At 61.0% G+C, this 17,792-nt stretch carries 17 protein-coding genes; 6 read left to right on the top strand and 11 right to left on the bottom strand.

Translation table 11 applies throughout. The features are described from left to right. The first annotated feature begins 1 nt into the window (after position 1). Positions 2-871, top strand: a complete 870-nt coding sequence (locus CLV89_RS00290) for a CHAD domain-containing protein (RefSeq protein WP_106161399.1) — start codon at positions 2-4, stop codon at positions 869-871. Positions 872-1,023: 152 nt separating this feature from the next. Here the strand turns inward: CLV89_RS00290 and CLV89_RS00285 are convergent, their stop codons facing one another. The 6 genes from CLV89_RS00285 to CLV89_RS00260 form a co-directional block, all read right to left on the bottom strand. Next, positions 1,024-1,317: a 4a-hydroxytetrahydrobiopterin dehydratase gene (locus CLV89_RS00285; protein WP_106161397.1), complete on the bottom strand. Its 294-nt coding sequence runs from the start codon at positions 1,315-1,317 to the stop codon at positions 1,024-1,026. Further along, positions 1,314-2,501: a GNAT family N-acetyltransferase gene (locus CLV89_RS00280; protein ID WP_106161395.1), complete on the bottom strand. Its 1,188-nt coding sequence runs from the start codon at positions 2,499-2,501 to the stop codon at positions 1,314-1,316. The genes CLV89_RS00285 and CLV89_RS00280 overlap by 4 nt, the downstream gene beginning before the upstream one ends. Positions 2,502-2,548: 47 nt before the next feature. Beyond that, positions 2,549-3,325, bottom strand: a complete 777-nt coding sequence (locus CLV89_RS00275; RefSeq protein WP_106161393.1) for a glycerophosphodiester phosphodiesterase family protein — start codon at positions 3,323-3,325, stop codon at positions 2,549-2,551. Between the two features lie 4 nt (positions 3,326-3,329). Continuing rightward, positions 3,330-3,791: a RidA family protein gene (locus CLV89_RS00270; protein ID WP_106161391.1), complete on the bottom strand. Its 462-nt coding sequence runs from the start codon at positions 3,789-3,791 to the stop codon at positions 3,330-3,332. A gap of 111 nt (positions 3,792-3,902) precedes the next feature. Further along, positions 3,903-5,213: an HlyD family type I secretion periplasmic adaptor subunit gene (locus CLV89_RS00265; RefSeq protein ID WP_106161389.1), complete on the bottom strand. Its 1,311-nt coding sequence runs from the start codon at positions 5,211-5,213 to the stop codon at positions 3,903-3,905. Continuing rightward, positions 5,210-6,973, bottom strand: a complete 1,764-nt coding sequence (locus tag CLV89_RS00260) for a type I secretion system permease/ATPase (RefSeq protein ID WP_106161387.1) — start codon at positions 6,971-6,973, stop codon at positions 5,210-5,212. Before CLV89_RS00260 ends, CLV89_RS00265 begins: the two co-directional genes overlap by 4 nt. A 197-nt stretch (positions 6,974-7,170) precedes the next feature. On the opposite strand from CLV89_RS00260, the gene CLV89_RS00255 reads away from it, so the two are divergent. Together CLV89_RS00255 and CLV89_RS00250 are read left to right on the top strand one after the other, a co-directional pair. After that, positions 7,171-7,932: an MlaA family lipoprotein gene (locus tag CLV89_RS00255; protein WP_106161385.1), complete on the top strand. Its 762-nt coding sequence runs from the start codon at positions 7,171-7,173 to the stop codon at positions 7,930-7,932. Between the two features lie 3 nt (positions 7,933-7,935). Then, positions 7,936-8,526: an MlaC/ttg2D family ABC transporter substrate-binding protein gene (locus CLV89_RS00250; RefSeq protein ID WP_106161383.1), complete on the top strand. Its 591-nt coding sequence runs from the start codon at positions 7,936-7,938 to the stop codon at positions 8,524-8,526. Positions 8,527-8,623: 97 nt separating this feature from the next. Here CLV89_RS00250 and smpB read toward each other — a convergent pair whose 3' ends face one another. From smpB to CLV89_RS00235, 3 genes are all read right to left on the bottom strand, one after another. After that, a complete protein-coding gene (smpB, locus tag CLV89_RS00245) occupies positions 8,624-9,100 on the bottom strand; it encodes an SsrA-binding protein SmpB (protein WP_106161381.1) in 477 nt (158 codons plus the stop codon). Between the two features lie 96 nt (positions 9,101-9,196). Next, complete coding sequence (locus CLV89_RS00240) at positions 9,197-10,060, bottom strand: DMT family transporter (RefSeq protein WP_106161379.1); 864 nt, start codon at positions 10,058-10,060, stop codon at positions 9,197-9,199. Between the two features lie 76 nt (positions 10,061-10,136). Continuing rightward, positions 10,137-10,700 (bottom strand): helix-turn-helix domain-containing protein, encoded by a 564-nt coding sequence (locus CLV89_RS00235; protein WP_106161377.1) that lies wholly within the window; start codon positions 10,698-10,700, stop codon positions 10,137-10,139. 141 nt (positions 10,701-10,841) lie between these two features. On the opposite strand from CLV89_RS00235, the gene CLV89_RS00230 reads away from it, so the two are divergent. Next, a complete protein-coding gene (locus tag CLV89_RS00230; RefSeq protein WP_106161375.1) occupies positions 10,842-12,041 on the top strand; it encodes a benzoate/H(+) symporter BenE family transporter in 1,200 nt (399 codons plus the stop codon). Positions 12,042-12,151: 110 nt separating this feature from the next. Continuing rightward, positions 12,152-13,996, top strand: a complete 1,845-nt coding sequence (gene ilvD / locus CLV89_RS00225; protein ID WP_106161373.1) for a dihydroxy-acid dehydratase — start codon at positions 12,152-12,154, stop codon at positions 13,994-13,996. A 311-nt stretch (positions 13,997-14,307) separates the two neighbouring features. Here ilvD and CLV89_RS00220 read toward each other — a convergent pair whose 3' ends face one another. Next, positions 14,308-15,126: a sulfotransferase family protein gene (locus CLV89_RS00220; protein ID WP_106161371.1), complete on the bottom strand. Its 819-nt coding sequence runs from the start codon at positions 15,124-15,126 to the stop codon at positions 14,308-14,310. Positions 15,127-15,263: 137 nt separating this feature from the next. Here CLV89_RS00220 and CLV89_RS00215 point away from each other — a divergent pair, with 137 nt between their 5' ends. Beyond that, the gene (locus tag CLV89_RS00215; RefSeq protein WP_106161369.1) at positions 15,264-16,841 is read left to right on the top strand and encodes a DUF5928 domain-containing protein; all 1,578 of its coding nucleotides are present in this window, start codon (positions 15,264-15,266) and stop codon (positions 16,839-16,841) included. Positions 16,842-16,907: 66 nt separating this feature from the next. Here the strand turns inward: CLV89_RS00215 and CLV89_RS00210 are convergent, their stop codons facing one another. After that, complete coding sequence (locus CLV89_RS00210; RefSeq protein WP_106161367.1) at positions 16,908-17,645, bottom strand: substrate-binding periplasmic protein; 738 nt, start codon at positions 17,643-17,645, stop codon at positions 16,908-16,910. Positions 17,646-17,792: the final 147 nt, after the last annotated feature.

Genomic DNA, 17,792 nt, shown 5'->3' with positions numbered 1-17,792 from the left:
AATGACTGATCCGCATAGCCCTGCGAACCACCCCGCCAGCATCATGGCGGAGGTCATGGAAGAAATCGACACCGCTCGCGCCTTTGTGGCGCGAGACGATGCCTTTGACAGCGCGCAGGCCTTGCGCGTTGCGCTCAGGCGGTTGCGCAGCGGGTTGACCCTGTTCCGACCGCTGCTGCCCCCCGATCACAACAAGGCGCTGCTGGACGACGCGCGATGGCTCAGCGCGGAGGTCACCCGCCTGCGCGATCTGTACCTGCTCTGGCAGGATACGCTGACCCCTGCACGGGTGGCATTGCCCGACAATACAGCGCTGCAGTCGCTGGAGGTGCGGGCGCTGGAACGGATTAACAGCGAGCGTGCTGCCCTGCGTGAGCTCCTTGAAGGGGAGCGGGTCGTCGAAATGATGGCGCGAGGCCGCGATATGAGCGATCCCGAGTTCTGGCGCCCGGCTGCGGGAAGTCAGGAGAAGCTGGAAGCTCTCTGCCATGAAACGCTGGAACTGCGCCTGAACCAGGCCCTGAAACATGGTGAGACGCTGAAACGCCTGGACAGTCAGGCCCGCGACAGTTTCCGCAAGAGCCTGCGCAAACTGCGAGCAACGGCAGAATTCACACAGGTGATGTTCTCATCCAAGAAAACCAAAGCGTTTCTCAAGCAGTTGAAAAAACTACTGGATTCCATGGTTGCCGCACGCGATGCAAGCGCTGTGCGGGATCGGCTTGAAGATCTGATGGAAGACATGGATGCCGCTTCGCCAGAGCATCATATCGCGAATGAGCTGATCAAGGCCAAAGAGGCCGGCGTCGGTCTTGACCACAAGCGGCTACAGAAGATGTGGCGTGCGACGGAGACGTTGCCGCTCTATTGACCGCCATTGTGCTCAACATGTGTTGCCATATGGCGAGCTGCCCCGATGCGCCGCGGCCCGTGTCGGCCGCAACCGAGGGCTGCTGCAACAGATGAAATGAGGCGGGCCCTGCCAATGGCCCGCCTCAGCTTTATTGCCTCGACCTGCACCGCTCAGACCAGACCATCCATCTTACGGGCAAGTTTGGCGTCCAAGGTGCTCAGCCCGTCCACGTCATGAGTGGTCAGCACCACCGTCACAGTATTGTAGACGTTGCTCCATTCCGGGTGATGGTCCCATTTCTCGGCCCAGATCGCCGCCTTGGTCATGAAGGCAAAGGCTTCGACAAAGTTGGAGAACTTGAACGTCTTGCGGATCGCGTCCCGTCCGTCCTCCATCTCCCATCCCGTATCAAACAACGGCTTCAGAAGTGGTCCACGGGTCTCTTCGGAGAGCTTTTCTGTCATTCTTGTTCCTCCACTTGGGTTTTCTTGAAAGGGCCATAGCTGGTGAGGATTTCGATTTCCTCGTCCACGGCGGCGCCTTCCGCGTCCAGATACTGTTCGATCGCAGTGCGAAATCCTGGGTCTGCCACCCAGTGCAGACTCGAAGTCTCGGTCGGCAGATAGCCCCGGGCCAGCTTGTGTTCGCCCTGCGCGCCTGCCTCGACACGCGCGAGCCCCATCTCGATGGCGAGGTCGATCGCCTGATAGTAGCACAGCTCAAAATGCAGACAGGGGTGATGCTCGGTGCACCCCCAGTATCGGCCATAAAGCGCAGAATGTCCGATGAAGTTCAGCGCCCCGGCCACCGGAGCACCGTCGCCTTCAGCCAACACCAGAGCCATATCATCCGCCATGGTGTGATGTACGATGTCGAAGAACTCACGGGTCAGATAGGGCGTGCCCCATTTGCGGCTGCCCGTATCCTGATAGAACCGCCAGAAGGCATCCCAATGCTCCGGCCGCAAATCCGCGCCCGTATAGGTTTCGATGGTCCCGCCAAAACCCTGCGCCTGGCGTCGTTCCTTGCGGATGTTCTTACGCTTGCGCGAGGAAAGCGCCGCAAGAAAATCGTCAAATCTCTCATAGCTGTCATTCAGCCAGTGAAACTGCTGGGTGCTGCGCGGCATCAGGCCAAGCGCGCGGCCGATCTCTGCCTCCCGTTTGGTGCAAAAGGTCACGTGCATCGAGGACAACTGATTATCCGTCGCCAATTGCACCGCTCCCTGCACCAGGGCCGACACGCCGATTTCCTCGTAGCCCGGTCGCACAAGAAAGCGCCGCCCCGTCGCCGGAGTGAAGGGCACAGCAATCTGCAGCTTTGGATAGTAACGGCCGCCTGCCCGCTCATAGGCATGCGCCCAGTTGTGGTCGAAGATATATTCGCCCTGACTGTTGCCCTTCGCATAGAGCGGCGCACAGGCAATCATCTGCCCGTCGAGGTAACAGACCAGGTATTGTGGCTGCCAGCCGGTGCCCGGCCCGACAGAGCCACTCACCTCCAGCGCGCTCAGAAACCGGTGGGTGGTAAAGGGATCATCGGGGCGTCTGCCCTCAGCAGCTTCGGGGCAGGCGCAGGCGTCCCAGTCCGACGCATCGATTTGCGTCAGGCTGCCAAGCACCTGAATTTCAATTTGCGCCTGATCCATTCCGCCTCTCACTGCCTCTCCCTTATTTGGGCGCAGGTTACGCCTGATCAAGCGCCTAGAGCAGAAAGATAATTTTCAAACGTCACGTTGTCGGCGAAGCGGCGCACTTCAGCCTCTTCGCCGGGTGAGCGGATGGTCCAGCTGAGGATCGGCACGTCATCTGCCCGCAGGGCCTGCACCCGGGCACGGGTGATATCGCGCGCCTCGTGGCTGATGAAACAGGCGCCGACACGGTCGAAATCGGAGATCGCGCGCAGGGCGTCACACTCTTCAGCAGCAAGCGGTGCCCACTCCTGCGGATCATAGGCGCAGGTGGTAAGACCGCGCGGCAAATGAGGCGCAAGCCGGGCAACCTCTGCGATGCTGTGCGGGTTGAACGACATCAGGGCCACCGGCCCGTCATAACCGGCCAGATCGGCAACGGCGGCGGCCTCCAACGGGCCAACATTGAGCCCCAACCCACCGTCTTGATCCTTGATTTCCACCAAGAGCGCGACACGCCCGGCGACAATATCCAGCACTTCGCGAAACGTTGGAATGCACTCGCCATCGCCGTTCTTGAGCGGGATCGCCTCTAACTCAGTTGACGTGCGCGCGCGCACCGGCCCCGCCGCGTCGGTCAAACGCTCCAGTTGTTCGTCATGAAAAACCATCGCCCGACCGTCCGCCGAAAGCTGAAGGTCAATCTCAATCCCATAGCCTGCCTCGACCGCCGCGCGGATCGCAGCGCGGCTGTTCTCGGGGCAGTGTTCCTGTTGTCCATGCAACGCACGGTGAGCGATTGGGCGCTGCAGAAATGCTGCAGGCAGAGCCGGTGTCGACATCAGATCAGCTCTCGATTTCGAAAATACCGTCGATCTCGACCGCGACTCCCATCGGAAGCGAAGGCGCGCTGACAGCCGAGCGTGCATGACGTCCAGCGTCACCGAGGATTTCAACCAGAACATCAGAGGCCCCATTCACGACCTGCGGCTGCTGGGTGAAATCGGCTGTGGAATTCACGAAGGCCCCCAGTTTGACCACCCGCTTCAGCTTGCCTAGGTCGCCACCACAGGCGGCTTTGACCTGAGCCAGCAAAGACAAAGCACAGCGCTTGGCCGCCGCCTGCCCCGCGTCCACGTCAAGATCATCGCCCAAGGTGCCGGTGATCAGACCATTCTCGTCCGCCGAGATCTGACCGGAGACATAGACCATGTTGCCCGAGACCACGAAGGGCACATAATTTGCCGCAGGCGCCGGGGCGTCGGGAAGTGTCAGGCCGAGGGATTGAAGTTTCGCGTCAACGCTCATGGTCGGGCTCCTTTGCCAGTGTCCGTCTGTCTTTGCGGCGGACGCTACAGCGGAAGGTTCCTTCGGGAAAGAGGCAATTGCGGCGGCTCGGCCATGGTTTGCGCGCCGCCCTTAGCGCTCGCGGAAGGCCTTGACGAAATAGTCGGCCAGCGGCTTCACCAGATAGGCCAGCGGCGAACGGTCTGCAGTGCGGATATAGCTCTCGACCGGCATGCCCGGGATCAGGACTGTGCCGCCGGGCAGACGGTCCATTTCGCCTTCGTTCAGTTCGATTTCAGCACGGTAGTAGGACCGTCCCGTCGCCTCATCACGGAACGCATCCGCCGAAAACAGAGTGACCGCGCCGAAGAGTTCCGGCGTCTGCCGCTGATCGAGTGCGGGCAGTCGGATGGACACGGATTGCCCCACATGGAGCTGGTCGATGTCCGTGGGGGCCACCTGCGCCGCGATCACCAGCGGGCGATCCTGCGGCACGAGGTAGAGCACAGGGTCGGCCGGCCGGATCACGGATCGCGGCGTTCGAACCGTCATGCCATAGACAATGCCGGACACCGGCGCGGTGATCTCAAGACGACTGAGCCGATCCCGCAAAGAGCGCCGCGTCTCGATCAGTTCCAGTTCCTGGTAGCGCAGATCGCGCACGCGGGTGATGGCCTCTTCGCGGCGCTGGGTGTTCAGCTTCAGGGTTTCGATCTCCAGCTCTGTGATCCGCCCTTCGGCCTGCGCCTCCGACGCAATCAGCTCGCCCAGCGTTCCCTGCAGATTGGCTTCGTTGCGGCGCAAGTTCAAGACGACCGAAGCCTGTGCCAACCCGCGATCGAACAACGATTGCTGGTTGCCCAGCTCCTCTTTGATCAGCTGCAATTGCTCGCGGGTGGCAGCCTGTTGCGCCTTAATCCCGACAATCTGATTTTCGATCTGCGAGGCGCGTTTTTCAAGCTGCTCGACTTCCCGACGTACCGATTCGCGCCGGGCCTCGAACAGGCGGCTTTGCCCCTCCACCAGCTCCGCGACCTCTGGCCGGGTCTGGGCCAGCTGCAACAGTTCCTCTGAGAACGTGATGTCGTCTACTTCGTCACGCTCCGCCTCCAACCGCCCGCGACGGGCCATCAGCTCAAACAGCTGACCTTCCGTGATGGTCAGTTCCGACCGCAAATCGGCAGGATCCAAACGCAACAAGGTCTGCCCCTCTGCCACCAGATCGCCCTCATCCACCAGAATGTCAGCCACCACACCGCCGTCGATGTGCTGAACAACCTGTCGATTGCGATCCACCTCGATCTGGCCGGAGGCCACAACCGCACCGGCAATGTTGGAAAACGCCGCCCAGGTGCCAAACCCGCCGAGAAGCACAGCGATCCCCAGTACTCCAACCAACAGAGCGCCGCGCACCGGCCAACTACTGTCTTTCGCCTCGTTCATCGCGTCGCTCCTCCGCCACCGGCTGCACCCTGAGGCGGGCGGGCCGTGCCGCCCTGCTGAATGTCGCGGTGATTGGTCACCATCTTGCGCAGGATCTCATCCTTGGGGCCAAAGGCGGTCATGGTGCCCTGATCGATAACCAATAGCTTGTCGCACTCTTGGATGGCCGCTGGACGGTGCGCCATGATAAGCACCGATTTCCCCTGCGCCTTCAGCCGTTTGATTGCATTGTTGAGCGCGACGGACCCTTCATTGTCGAGGTTAGAGTTGGGTTCATCCAGAATCACGATGGCCGGTTTACCAAACAAGGCCCGCGCAAGACCGATACGCTGCATCTGACCGCCAGAGAGACGTCCGCCACCAGCGCGCACACGGGTGTCGTAGCCGTCTGGCAACTTGACGATCATATCATGCGCAGCCGCAGATTTGGCCGCCTCCACCACCGCGGCCGCATCGGGCGTTTCGGCAAGGCGCGCGATATTTTGCGCAATCGTACCGTCAAAGAGCTGCACCCGCTGCGGCAGGTATCCAATGTGATCGCCCAGCACTGCGGGATCGTATTGCGACAGCGCCGCACCATCGAGGCGCACGGTTCCAGCCGCGGTGCGCCAGGCCCCTGTGAGAACCCGCGCCAGAGTGGATTTGCCGGAGCCCGACGGGCCGATCACCCCGATCGCTTCGCCGGGTTCGACCCGAAAGGTGACATTGCGCAGCAAGGGGCGCGACTCGCCCGGCGCCGTAGCGGCAATCGCCTCCACTTCGAGCAGTGCGCGCGGTTCCGGCAGGGCTGTGCGCGCGGCTTCGGGCGGTGTCTTGCCCAGAAGCTCTTCGAGGTTCTGCCAGCCCTTCCGGGCTCGTTGTACCAGCGGCCATTGCCCCAGCCCAACCTCGATCGGGGACAGCGCGCGCCCCAGAAGGATAGACCCAGCGATCATGGCACCGGGGCTGACCTCGCCCTGCAGTGTCAGATAGGCCCCCAAACCGAGCATCGCGGATTGCAGGAACAGGCGCAGCGTTTTTGTCAAAGTGCCAAAGGTGCCGGTGACATCGGACGCGGATACACTGTCGGCCAACGCCTTGTCGCGTGCCACGCGCCAGCGTTGAAAGGCCGCCTGCCGCATTCCCATGGCCTGGATCATTTCGGCTTCGGTGCGGATTTCCTCGGACTGCACCATGGCTTGATGTCCGCTGACCATGGCAGCCTTGCCAGGCGCCGTGCTGAGAATCTGATTGATCACCGCAATCGCAATCAGCACGCCACCGCCACAAATCGCCAATATCCCAAGCCAGGGGTGAAAAAGTGCGATGCCCGCCAGAAAGATCGGCGTCCAGGGCAAATCGAACCCCGCCATGACGACTGGGGAGGCAATCAGCTTCTGGATACTTTCAAGATCACTGAGCCCGGTCTGCGCCTCGGGATCACCGGACACCGCCGAACGTCGGATCATTGCATCAAAGACGCGACGGTCCAGACCAGCCTGAAACCGGGCCGCAACCCGCCGCATGATCCGACCGCGCACCGCGTCCAGCAGCCCCATCATGCCGTAGAGAAAGACCACCAACAGAGTCAGCGCCAGCAATGTGGCTTCGGACCGGCTGCCCAATACCCTGTCATAGACCTGCATCATATAGAGCGGCCCCGTGAGCATCAGCATGTTCACGAAAGCGCTCAGCAGCGCGACCGCCCCAAAAAGGCCTCGGCTCCGGCGACGGATCGCCAGAAGTTCGTCCCGGCCAGCATTTGCAAATGTATTCTTCATATCGTCCTAGTAGAGCGTGCCCTGATCCCCTTATAAAGCCCCGAAGCCCTTTTCAAAGAGTGACTGGCATATGTTCCAAATCTGTCACATAATTTGGTCTTGCTGTGGTTATGGGCTGGGAAGAACCGCAGAGATTGCTAAGTGACCCCTAGGTGACGGGGGGCCGTGCGCCGACCGCAACTGAAGAATTGGTAGACATGATTGCTTTGTTGAAAAAATCCGCAACTGCGTTGGTCCTTTCCACTGCGGTACTGACCTCCGCCTGCGCCACGCAGGATCCGGCCGCGAAAGCTGCTGGAGAGATCTTCGATCCCTACGAAAATACCAATCGTTCGGTTCACCAGTTCAACAAGGGGCTGGACCGATATGCATTCCGTCCGGCGTCAAAAGGGTATGTCGCGGTCGTCCCTCCGGACATGGTGACGGCCTTCGGAAATTTCGCGGAAAACCTGTCAAAGCCCGGCGATGCAGTGAATTACCTGCTGCAAGGCAACATCAAGGGCGCGGGGCAGGCGCTTGGTCGGTTTGCGGTGAATACGGTGCTGGGCATCGGGGGCCTTGGCGACCCGGCGTCTGACTTCAAGATGGCGGAAGCTCGCACCGACTTTGGAGAAACCCTGCATGTCTGGGGTGCCGGCGAAGGCGCATATGTGGAATTGCCCGCCTATGGGCCCTCCACCACCCGCGATGCCGTCGGCATTGTTGTTGATTTTTTCACCAATCCGCTCAGCCAGCTTGAGAACAATCCCGCCGAAGACCTGCAAATTCCGGCAGAGGTCGTGGACCAGCTGGGCAATCGCGGTACATATTCCGACACGATCGACTCGATTCTCTACGAGAGCGCTGACAGTTATGCGCAGGGTCGCCAGATCTACCTGCAAAACCGGCGGTTCGAGCTGGGCCAGGAAGATGCCGGCTCTGAAATCGATCCGTTCGAACTAGATACCGGAGGGTTCTAAACCATGCTTCGCCGTAAATTCCTTGCTTCGCTGGGTGCCATAGGGGCGTCCTTTGCTGCGCTTCCGGCCTTTGCGCTCAATGAAAGCTCCGCATCCAATCTGATCACGCGCCTCGTCACCGACATCAACAAGGTGATCGCATCCGGCAAAAGCGAGCGGTCGATGTATGGCGACTTCGAGCGCATTTTCCAGCGCTACAGCGACACCTCCTACATTGCGGCCTACGCCATGGGCGTCGACGCGCGCCGGGCAAGCTCGGCCCAAAAACGCGCCTTCTCCGATGCTTTCCAGGGCTACATCGCCAAGAAATATGGCAGCCGGTTCCGTGAGTTCATCGGTGGCCGCCTGGAAGTGACCGGCGTGAAAAAAGTTAAGAAGTGGTACGAGGTTTCCTGCGTCGCCTATCTGCGGGGACAATCGCCCTTCGAGGTGACGTTCCATGTGTCGAACCGCTCCGGCAAGGACCTGTTCTTCAACATGTTCATCGAAGGCGTGAACCTGCTGCTGACAGAGCGCACGGAAATCGGTGCAATTATCGACCGCAACGGCGGAGATATCGACAAGATGATCGCGGATTTGCGGGCGATGACCTGAACGGTCTCCGCGTCGGAAAGATCGGTTTCAAACAGAACAAAGGCCCCAAACGGGGCCTTTTCTTCGTCAACAGTGTCCCAAACTTCGCGGATCGGCCTCAGCCGTGATCCTTCAGCAGGCGTTGCTTCTGCCGCGACCAGTCGCGCTTGGCTGCCGCTTCGCGCTTGTCGTGGTTCTTCTTGCCCTTGGCGATACCGATCTTGATCTTCGCCATGCCGCGGTGGTTGAAATACAGCACCAGCGGCACCAGCGTCATGCCCTTGCGCTGGGTCGCATTCCACAGGTTCGCCATTTCCTTGCGCGAGACCAGGAGCTTGCGACGGCGGCGTTCCTCATGCTTGAAGGATTTCGCCTGCGCGTAGGGGGCGATGTAGGAGTTCACCAGCCACAGTTCGCCCTCCTCCACCGCCGCATAGGATTCGGCGATATTGGAGCCACCGGCCCGCAGGGATTTGACTTCCGACCCTTCAAGCATGATGCCGCATTCGAGGTCTTCCTCGATCGCGTAATCAAACCGCGCACGGCGGTTTTCGGCAATAACTTTGTAGTTCGGGTCTGTCTTTGCTTGGGCCATGGGGCGCAGATGTAAGTCGCCATGCAGGCGGGCGCAAGATCACCTGCGACACAAATCACGGGACCTGTGCCGCCTGCGCCCCTCCCAGCTGCCCTCTCAGGCCGTTTTCTGGCTGCGCAACAGGGTGAAAATGCCGCTTGCCACGACGACCACCGACCCGAGGATGGTCATCAGGTCGGGTTGTTCGCCAAAGACCAGAACCCCCAGCGCCATCGCGAAGACCAACCGCGAGTAGCGAAACGGCGCCACGACAGAGATCTCGCCGGTGCGCATCGCCCCGGTGAGCGCCATATAGGCCAGCACACCCACCGCGATCGCAACTGCCAGCGCGCCGCTTTGCTGGCCCGTGGGCCAAACCGCGCCCCCCGTCCAGGCCAGCAGGATGACGCCCGCGATCACCAGCATGGCAAAGCCAAAGATCCCAAGCTGGGCGTTGCTCATGGTTTTGGGCGCCGCCCGGGTGGCCAGGTCGCGCCCGGCAAAGCCCAGCATGCCCGCCACCGCCAGAAGCGAGGTCGCCTCGAAGCCGCTCATGCCCGGACGCAGGATCATCAGCACACCGACAAAGCCGACGCAGATCGCCAGCCAGCGCCGCCAGCCAACCTTTTCACCAAAGAACACTACTGCGCCTGCGGTCACCACCAGCGGCGTGGCCTGCAGAATGGCCGAGGCCAGCGACAGCGGTGCCAAAACGATCGCCAGGGTGAAGAACAGCCGCCCCGACACCTCCGCGACGCAGCGCCACAGCAGCGGGCGCGTGCAAAAGCCCGGGTGCCACAAGGAAGACCCCTGCGCACGCGCCATGACGGCAAAGATCGCCATGCCGCCCAGGCCAAAGACGATCAGCACCTGCCCCGTGGGCATCGCGCCCGCTACCGATTTGATGATCATGTCCTCGATCGCAAAAGCGGCCATGGCCAGAGCCATCAGCAGGCTGCCGCGCAGGGTGTCTTTATCCATATTGCAAATGTCCCGGATCAAATTGCCTTGCCGCCAGTGGTACGCTCTGCGGTAGGGGCAGGACAAGCCGGTGGCGTCAATCGGCCGCGCGCAACCCTGCCGCGTGGCGATAGTGGTGCATGTTCAGGAACGCCGCGCCGCTGTGCAGGCTGCGATAGCCATGTGGCTGGTCGGCGGCAAAGCGCAGCCCCTGCCCCGGCTCCAGCGCCACCCAATCACCGTCACGCAGCACCTCCATCGCCCCCTCCAGCACAAAGACCTCTTCGGTGACGCCGCTGTCATGTGGCTGCGATTCGTGGCTTTGCCCTGGCTTCAGGCTGACGTGAAAGGTCTCCGCCCCCAAGTTGGGGTCAAAGGGAAAGACGATCTTCACGGTGATGCTGCCGGGAAACTGCACGGTCCGATAGACCTCGCCCCCGATGCCAGAGGGACGGGAGCCTTCGTCGATCAGCGCAGTGAGCGGCAGGTGAAACCCCTTGGCGATCTTCCACAGGGTAGCAATCGTCGGGCTTGATTCGCCCCGTTCGATCTGACCCAGCATGGCCTTACTGACGCCGGTAACCTCGGCGGCGCGCGACAGGCTCAACCCCGAGGCCGCGCGGATTTCCCGCAAGTTCAAGGTGATACTGTCGTCGCTCATACCGTAGCCATCCCGTCTTCCCGAACCTTTGCTGCCCGCTGGGCATCCCCAAAATGAGGGCTTGTGCGTTATAGCGCACAACCTGTATCGTACGCTATAACGCACAACACCTATCCCAGCCATCGCCCGAGGAAAACCCGCATGCTGAGCCGACTGAAACTCTCCCATCTGGCGGCGGGCGCGATCGTGGTGCTGGTGGGCTATACCAGCTCTGTCGCCATCATTTTTCAGGCCATCAAGGCGGTGGGCGCGACGCAGGCGCAGGCCAACAGCTGGCTGGTGGTGCTGGGTTTGGGCATGGGGCTCACAAGCCTGATCCTATCACTGTGGTTCCGCATGCCGATCCTCACCGCCTGGTCCACGCCGGGGGCCGCGCTGCTGGCCACGGGCCTCAACGGCGTGCCGCTGTCGCAGGCCGTCGGTGCCTTCCTGTTTTGCGGCGCGCTCCTGACCCTCACTGGCCTCACCGGCTGGTTTGCAAGGCTGGCCCGGTTGATCCCGGATGCGCTGGCCAATGCGCTGCTGGCCGGGATCCTGTTCCAGTTCGGTCTTTCGGCTTTCACCGCGCTTGGCAGCGATGTGGCCCTGGTGGGTCTCATGGGGGCGACCTTCCTGGCCGGGCGGATCTGGTTTGCGCGCTACACCATTCCCGCAGTGCTGCTGGTCGGCTGCCTCTGGGCCGCCTGGGCCGGATCGTTTGGCGATCTCGAAGCGCTGAACCTGAGCCTTTCCCTGCCAGAGTTCGTGGCGCCCGCGTTCTCGCTGCCGGTTCTGATCGGCGTTGGCCTGCCGCTCTATATCGTGACCATGTGCTCGCAGAACATGCCCGGCGTCGTCACCCTGCGCGGGGCGGGCTACACGCCGCCTGTCTCCGCCAGCCTGACCGTCACCGGCCTTGCCTCGCTGATCCTCGCGCCCTTTGGTGGCTTTGCCTTCAACCTCGCCGCCATCACCGCCGCCATCTGCGCCGGACCAGAGGCGGACGAGGACCCCAAGAGCCGCTATCTCTCCAGCGTGGTTGCGGGTGTGCTATACTGTCTGGTGGGACTTGGCGGCGCGACGGTGATCAGCCTGTTCCTGATCGCGCCCAAGGCGCTGATTGCTACCGTGGCCGGGCTGGCGCTGCTGTCAACCATCGGCAACAGCCTCTCCGCCGCGTTGGCCGACAGCCGGGGACGCGAGGCGGCGCTGATCACCTTCATGATGACCGTCTCCGGTGTCACCTTCCTTGGTATCGGCGCCCCCTTCTGGGCGCTCTTGATGGGACTGGCCGTGACCCACCTGCTGCGCCCAGCGGCGCCAAGGGCCGCAGAGCCCGATCCACACCCGGTTTCGCAATAACCACGCGAGACCCGCCGCAAGAGTAATTTCGTGACCTCGAACCGCCCCGACATGTTGCCTTTACTGCGCGAATAGTGTCCCTGTGGGCAAAAATATAGGGAACCAGCATAATGCCGATGTACCGATCCAGAACCTCCACCCACGGTCGCAACATGGCCGGCGCCCGCGGCCTGTGGCGCGCCACCGGCATGACCGAAAGCGATTTCGGCAAACCGATCATCGCCATCGTCAACTCCTTCACCCAATTTGTGCCCGGCCACGTCCACCTCAAGGATCTGGGCCAGATGGTGGCCCGCGAGGTGGAAAACGCTGGCGGTGTGGCCAAGGAATTCAACACCATCGCGGTGGATGATGGCATCGCCATGGGCCATGACGGCATGCTCTACTCCCTGCCCTCGCGCGAGGTGATTGCCGACAGCGTCGAATATATGGTCAACGCCCATTGCGCCGACGCGATGGTCTGCATCTCCAACTGCGACAAGATCACTCCCGGCATGATGATGGCCGCCATGCGGCTCAACATCCCAGTGATCTTCGTCTCCGGCGGACCGATGGAAGCGGGCAAAATCGACATCGAATCCCTTGATGCCAAAAAGGTCGATCTGGTCGATGCGATGGTGGCCGCGGCCAGCGACAAGCTGACCGACGAGGAAGTGTTGCACATCGAGGAAAACGCCTGCCCCACCTGCGGGTCGTGTTCGGGCATGTTCACCGCCAACTCGATGAACTGCCTCGCGGAGGCGCTGGGTCTGGCGCTGCCGGGCAATGGCTCCACACTGGCAACCCACGCGGACCGCAAGCACCTGTTCCTTGAGGCCGGGCGCAAGATCGTCGAGATCACCAAGCGCCATTACGAGGGCGAGGAAAAAGGCCTGCTGCCGCGCGAAGTCGCCACCTTCGAAGCGTTTGAAAACGCCATGAGCCTCGACATCGCCATGGGTGGCTCCACCAACACGGTGCTGCACCTGCTGGCGATCGCCCATGAGGGCAAGATCGATTTCACCATGCAGGACATCGACCGCCTCAGCCGCAGGGTGCCCTGCCTGTGCAAGGTCGCGCCCAATACTGAGAACGTCCACATGGAGGACGTGCACCGCGCCGGCGGCATCTTCTCGATCCTGGGCGAGCTGTCCCGCGCCGACCTGCTACACACCGATGTGCCGACGGTCCACACCGCGTCGATGGGCGAGGCGATCGCCAAATGGGACATCACCGTCGCCAACAACCCCGACGCGGTCTCCCTGTTCAAGGCCGCCCCCGGCGGCGTGCGCACCACCCAGGCCTTCTCGACCGAGAACCGGTTCAAGGAGCTGGACACCGACCGCGCCGGCGGCGTGATCCGCGCCAAGGAACACGCCTTCAGTCAGGACGGCGGCCTTGCGGTGCTGTTCGGCAATATCGCGCTCGATGGCTGCATCGTGAAAACGGCCGGTGTGGATGCCTCGATCCTGAAGTTCACCGGCAAAGCCTACGTCTGCGAAAGCCAGGATCAGGCGGTGAATGACATCCTGACCGGCAAGGTCAGCGCCGGCGACGTGGTGGTGATCCGCTACGAAGGCCCGCGTGGCGGTCCCGGCATGCAGGAAATGCTCTACCCGACCTCCTACCTGAAATCCAAAGGTCTGGGCAAAGACTGCGCGCTCCTGACCGATGGCCGTTTCTCGGGCGGCACATCCGGTCTGTCGATTGGCCATGTCTCGCCCGAGGCTGCCGAGGGCGGCACCATCGGCCTGGTGGAACAGGGCGACACCATCGAGATCGACATCCCCAACCGCACGATCAACCTGGCAGTGGATGAGGCGACCCTGGCCGCCCGCCGCGCCGCGATGGACGAGAAGGGTTGGAAACCGGTCGCCAAACGCAAGCGCAAGGTCTCCACCGCCTTGAAGGCCTATGCCATGCTCGCCACTTCGGCGGCCAAGGGCGCGGTGCGTCAGGTGCCCGAGGACGAATAACCCCGACCAAAAAGATCAAAGGCCCCTGTCTTGTCGCAGGGGCCTTTTTGTGTCCGACGTCTTGCCATCGATACCTTGGGAGCCGCAACAGCAGCGACCCGTGTCAAGGGCAGACCTGCCCCTGCACCGCTTCTCAACAGATCCCGCTCTTTCCGCCTGCCCCAAACGCAGGCCTCTACACTGGCACCGCAACAGATGCCTCAAGCACCGCGCCGGGCGCCAGCCCGGCGCCCGGCCCAACCGGGTCAGATCATTTCCAATGATCGCAAGCCGGGCGGGAGCGTCCCCCGCACCCTGATCTCATAGTTCCGTCAGTCGCCAAGCTTGGCGTGGATCTCGTCGAGATCAATCTCGCCGATGGGCAGCTTGTTGCCCGGGTTCTCGACGTCATATTTGAACAATTCGAAATCGCGTTTGTAGATCTCGTAGACCAGATGCATCGACAGATCGTCGAAATAGTCCTCGACCGGATGCGCGCGCTTCGGGCCATGACCTTCGCTCTCGTTGAAGCGCGGGATCGAGGCCAGATCCACCTGATGCGGTGTCTCGATGGCATCCAGCACCTCCTGCATGCCGTCGTTGAATTTTTCAGTCCAGACCACCTTGTCGTAGCGCCCGCCGTTCACGATGAAGGTCGACACATGCCCCGAAGCCGCCGACCAGTGAATGTCCGGATCCATCGGACGCCGCCAGCGGATGGTGTCGCGGGCAAATAGCAGAAACCGCCGGAAGCTCTTGATCTGGTCAAACTCCTGCTTGCCATCCTCGCCGCCGACCTCGATGCCATATTCATACATCAGCTTGGGCACCAGGTTGCCACGGTAGCGCCGTCCGTTGCGCTGGATGCCGCAGATCTTGTCGAAAAACGAACTGAGTATTCGAGTGTAGGGGTTACGCACGCAAGTGAAGGCATAAGCGCCGTGCGATGTCACATTGGCCTCAATCAGCGGCTTGCTGTCCTCCTGCGCCCATTTGTGCAGCCCGGCGGTGGAATCGTGGATATCGCCGTCAAAAAAGCGCCCGTGATCGGAATAGAACATGATCTGGCCAATGGTAGAGCAGGCGCATTTGGGCACCACGCGATAGACCACGCTTTCGCTCTCCGTCATCCAGGTGCCGGGAAATCCCATCTTTCGCTGTCCTTCGCTCTTCATTCGGGGCCAGAATGCCCGCTCTGGCCGCAATTGCAAAACAATCTGGTTTATTCACGCCAGTTTCCTCTTTATCAAGGAAACAATCCTATAAAACAGGGTATTGCATCCCGAAGATGGCAAAAATCGCCTATATTCTGCTCTGCCACAAAGACCCGGCTGCGATCATCGAGCAGGCCGAGCGGCTCACTGCGACCGGCGACTACATGGCAATTCATTTCGACGCGCGCGCCCGAACGCAGGACTATAGCGCCATCCAAACCGCGCTGGCGGACAACCCCAACGTCACCTTTGCCCGACGCAGGGTCAAATGCGGCTGGGGGGAATGGTCGCTGGTGCGCGCCACACTGAACACCCTGCAGGCCGCGGTCGAGACGTTCCCGCGCGCCACTCATTTCTACATGCTCTCCGGCGACTGCATGGCGATCAAGACCGCCGAATATGCGCGTGACTTTCTGGACCGCAATGACAAGGATTTCGTGGAGAGCTTTGATTTTTTCGAAAGCGACTGGATCAAAACCGGCATGAAAGATGACCGGTTGATCTATCGACACTATTTCAACGAGCGCAGCCAGCCGCGCCTGTTCTACCTTGCCTATGAACTGCAAAAAAAGCTCGGGCTGACCCGAGACGTGCCTGCCGACATCGAGGTCCAGATTGGCAGCCAATGGTGGTGCCTGCGCCGCCGCACCGTCGAAGCGATCCTGAAAATGGTGCGCAAGCGACGTGACGTAACGCGCTTCTTCGCCTCAACCTGGATCCCCGACGAGACTTTTTTTCAGACGCTCGTGCGTCACTTGATCCCCGAAGATGAAATCGAATGCCGCACCCTGACATTTCTAATGTTCAGCGACTACGGCATGCCCGTGAACTTTCACAACGACCACTACGACCTTCTGCTGCGTCAGGACTTTTTGTTCGCCCGCAAGATCAGTTCAGATGCGCAGGAGTTGAAAACCCGCTTGGGACGGCTGTATGCGGCCCGAGATGTAGAATTTCAGATCTCAAACGAAGGCGCAAACCTCTACAAGTTCCTGTCGGCACGGGGCCGCACCGGACAACGGTTTGCGCCCCGTTTCTGGGAAACCGAAAGCAGCCTGGGCCGCGAGCGAGAGCTGTTGATCCTGACCTGCAAAAAATGGCATGTGGCCAAGCGCATGCTGGACCAGATCCGCAAACTGACCAATACACCGGCGATCGAGTATCTGTTTCACGAAGAGACCACGCCGTTGCCGGATCTGGGCGGGATACAACGCACGCTGGAGAAGCGCACGCGCCATCGCCGGGCGCTCACGCGGATGCTCTTTGACTACTACGAGACGGATCGCCTGATCATCTGCATGGATCCATCAGCGTTGGATCTCATGCATGACTTCTTTTCAGACCGGTCTCATGCGCGGCTACTCAGAATAGACTGCAGTTTTTCCGATGACTATCTGATCGGCCACGCCCATCGGGTCGGCCTCGCTGGACAGCACGCCCCAAAGGCGATGTTGGAGCGGCTGCTACCGACAATACGCAATGACATCGCCAGCGAAATCGATCAGATCCGCGATGCAGGGTTCGCGCGACATTGGGCGGTCATGGAGCGCGCGTCTGAGAGTGAAAATGCCACCGCAGTGGCGCATTTCCTCGACGTGCCTTATGAGACCGCGCTGGAAGTCGCACGCACGCCGCACCTGTTCGCGGACTGAGGCAAAGGCACGTAGTGTCTCGCCAACGCTCCCGTGCAGCATCACGCCGCCGCAGAGCGGCAGGCCTCAGTTCAGCCCGTGTTTCGCCTTCAGCTCCGCGATAACCTCGGGGTTGGCATCCATCCAAGCATCAAAGGCAGCGACGACATCTGAATGCGTGCTTGTGGAGAGGTGATAGTTCGAAACGGAATGCGGCAGGCTTTCGTCAAAGACGAGAGCATCGGGTTCGTGCCCCAGCTCCACAAGCACGTGACGCACGACGTCAAGATTGGCATAGGCACCATCAATACGACCCGCGAGCGCCTGACGCACCATTCCGGTGAGGCTGGAATTTTTCGTCAGAGCGACGCTACCGCTTTCGATCCGATCCAACCAAGCAAAGGCGGTGAACCCCAAAACGATACCCAAGCGTTTGATCTGCTCGACCCCCGCTCCCTTGTTTGCGGGTTCGACCATCACACCGTCGATCGCTTCGACCACAGGCTCGGAGTAAACCAAGTCGGTGCCCTCCTTAAGGTCAGCCGACCAATAGGCATTGTCAGGGTATTTCAGGTCCACATCACCGTTTATCACCGCCTGCATCAGGCGCGAAACTGGCAGTGCGCGGAAGGTCAGTTCGTACCCCTCATCCGCGGCAAATCGGTTCAGAATATCCGCGCCAAAGCCGGAATAAGCCTCTCCATCCCAATTGTAGTGCGGCAGATATTCGGTGTCTTCCACACCGACCACAAGCGGTTCCGCCGCCTGAGCCATAGGTGTCCAGGACAGAGTTACGAGGCCAAGAGTGGCCAGCAGCGTCTTCATGGTTTCTCTCCGAAATTAGGTGCGTTTCACACCGACGGAGTGTAGCCCCCTGCCCTTACCAGAGGTTTATGTCACGCAGGTTTCCAGCCGATAAGTCCTCAATAAAATTCGGTTGGACCTTCAATAATTTTGAGCAAATCGTACTGC

Source organism: Tritonibacter scottomollicae, from assembly GCF_003003215.1.
Taxonomy (GTDB): domain Bacteria; phylum Pseudomonadota; class Alphaproteobacteria; order Rhodobacterales; family Rhodobacteraceae; genus Epibacterium; species Epibacterium scottomollicae.
This window is presented reverse-complemented; position numbering and strand designations above follow the sequence as displayed.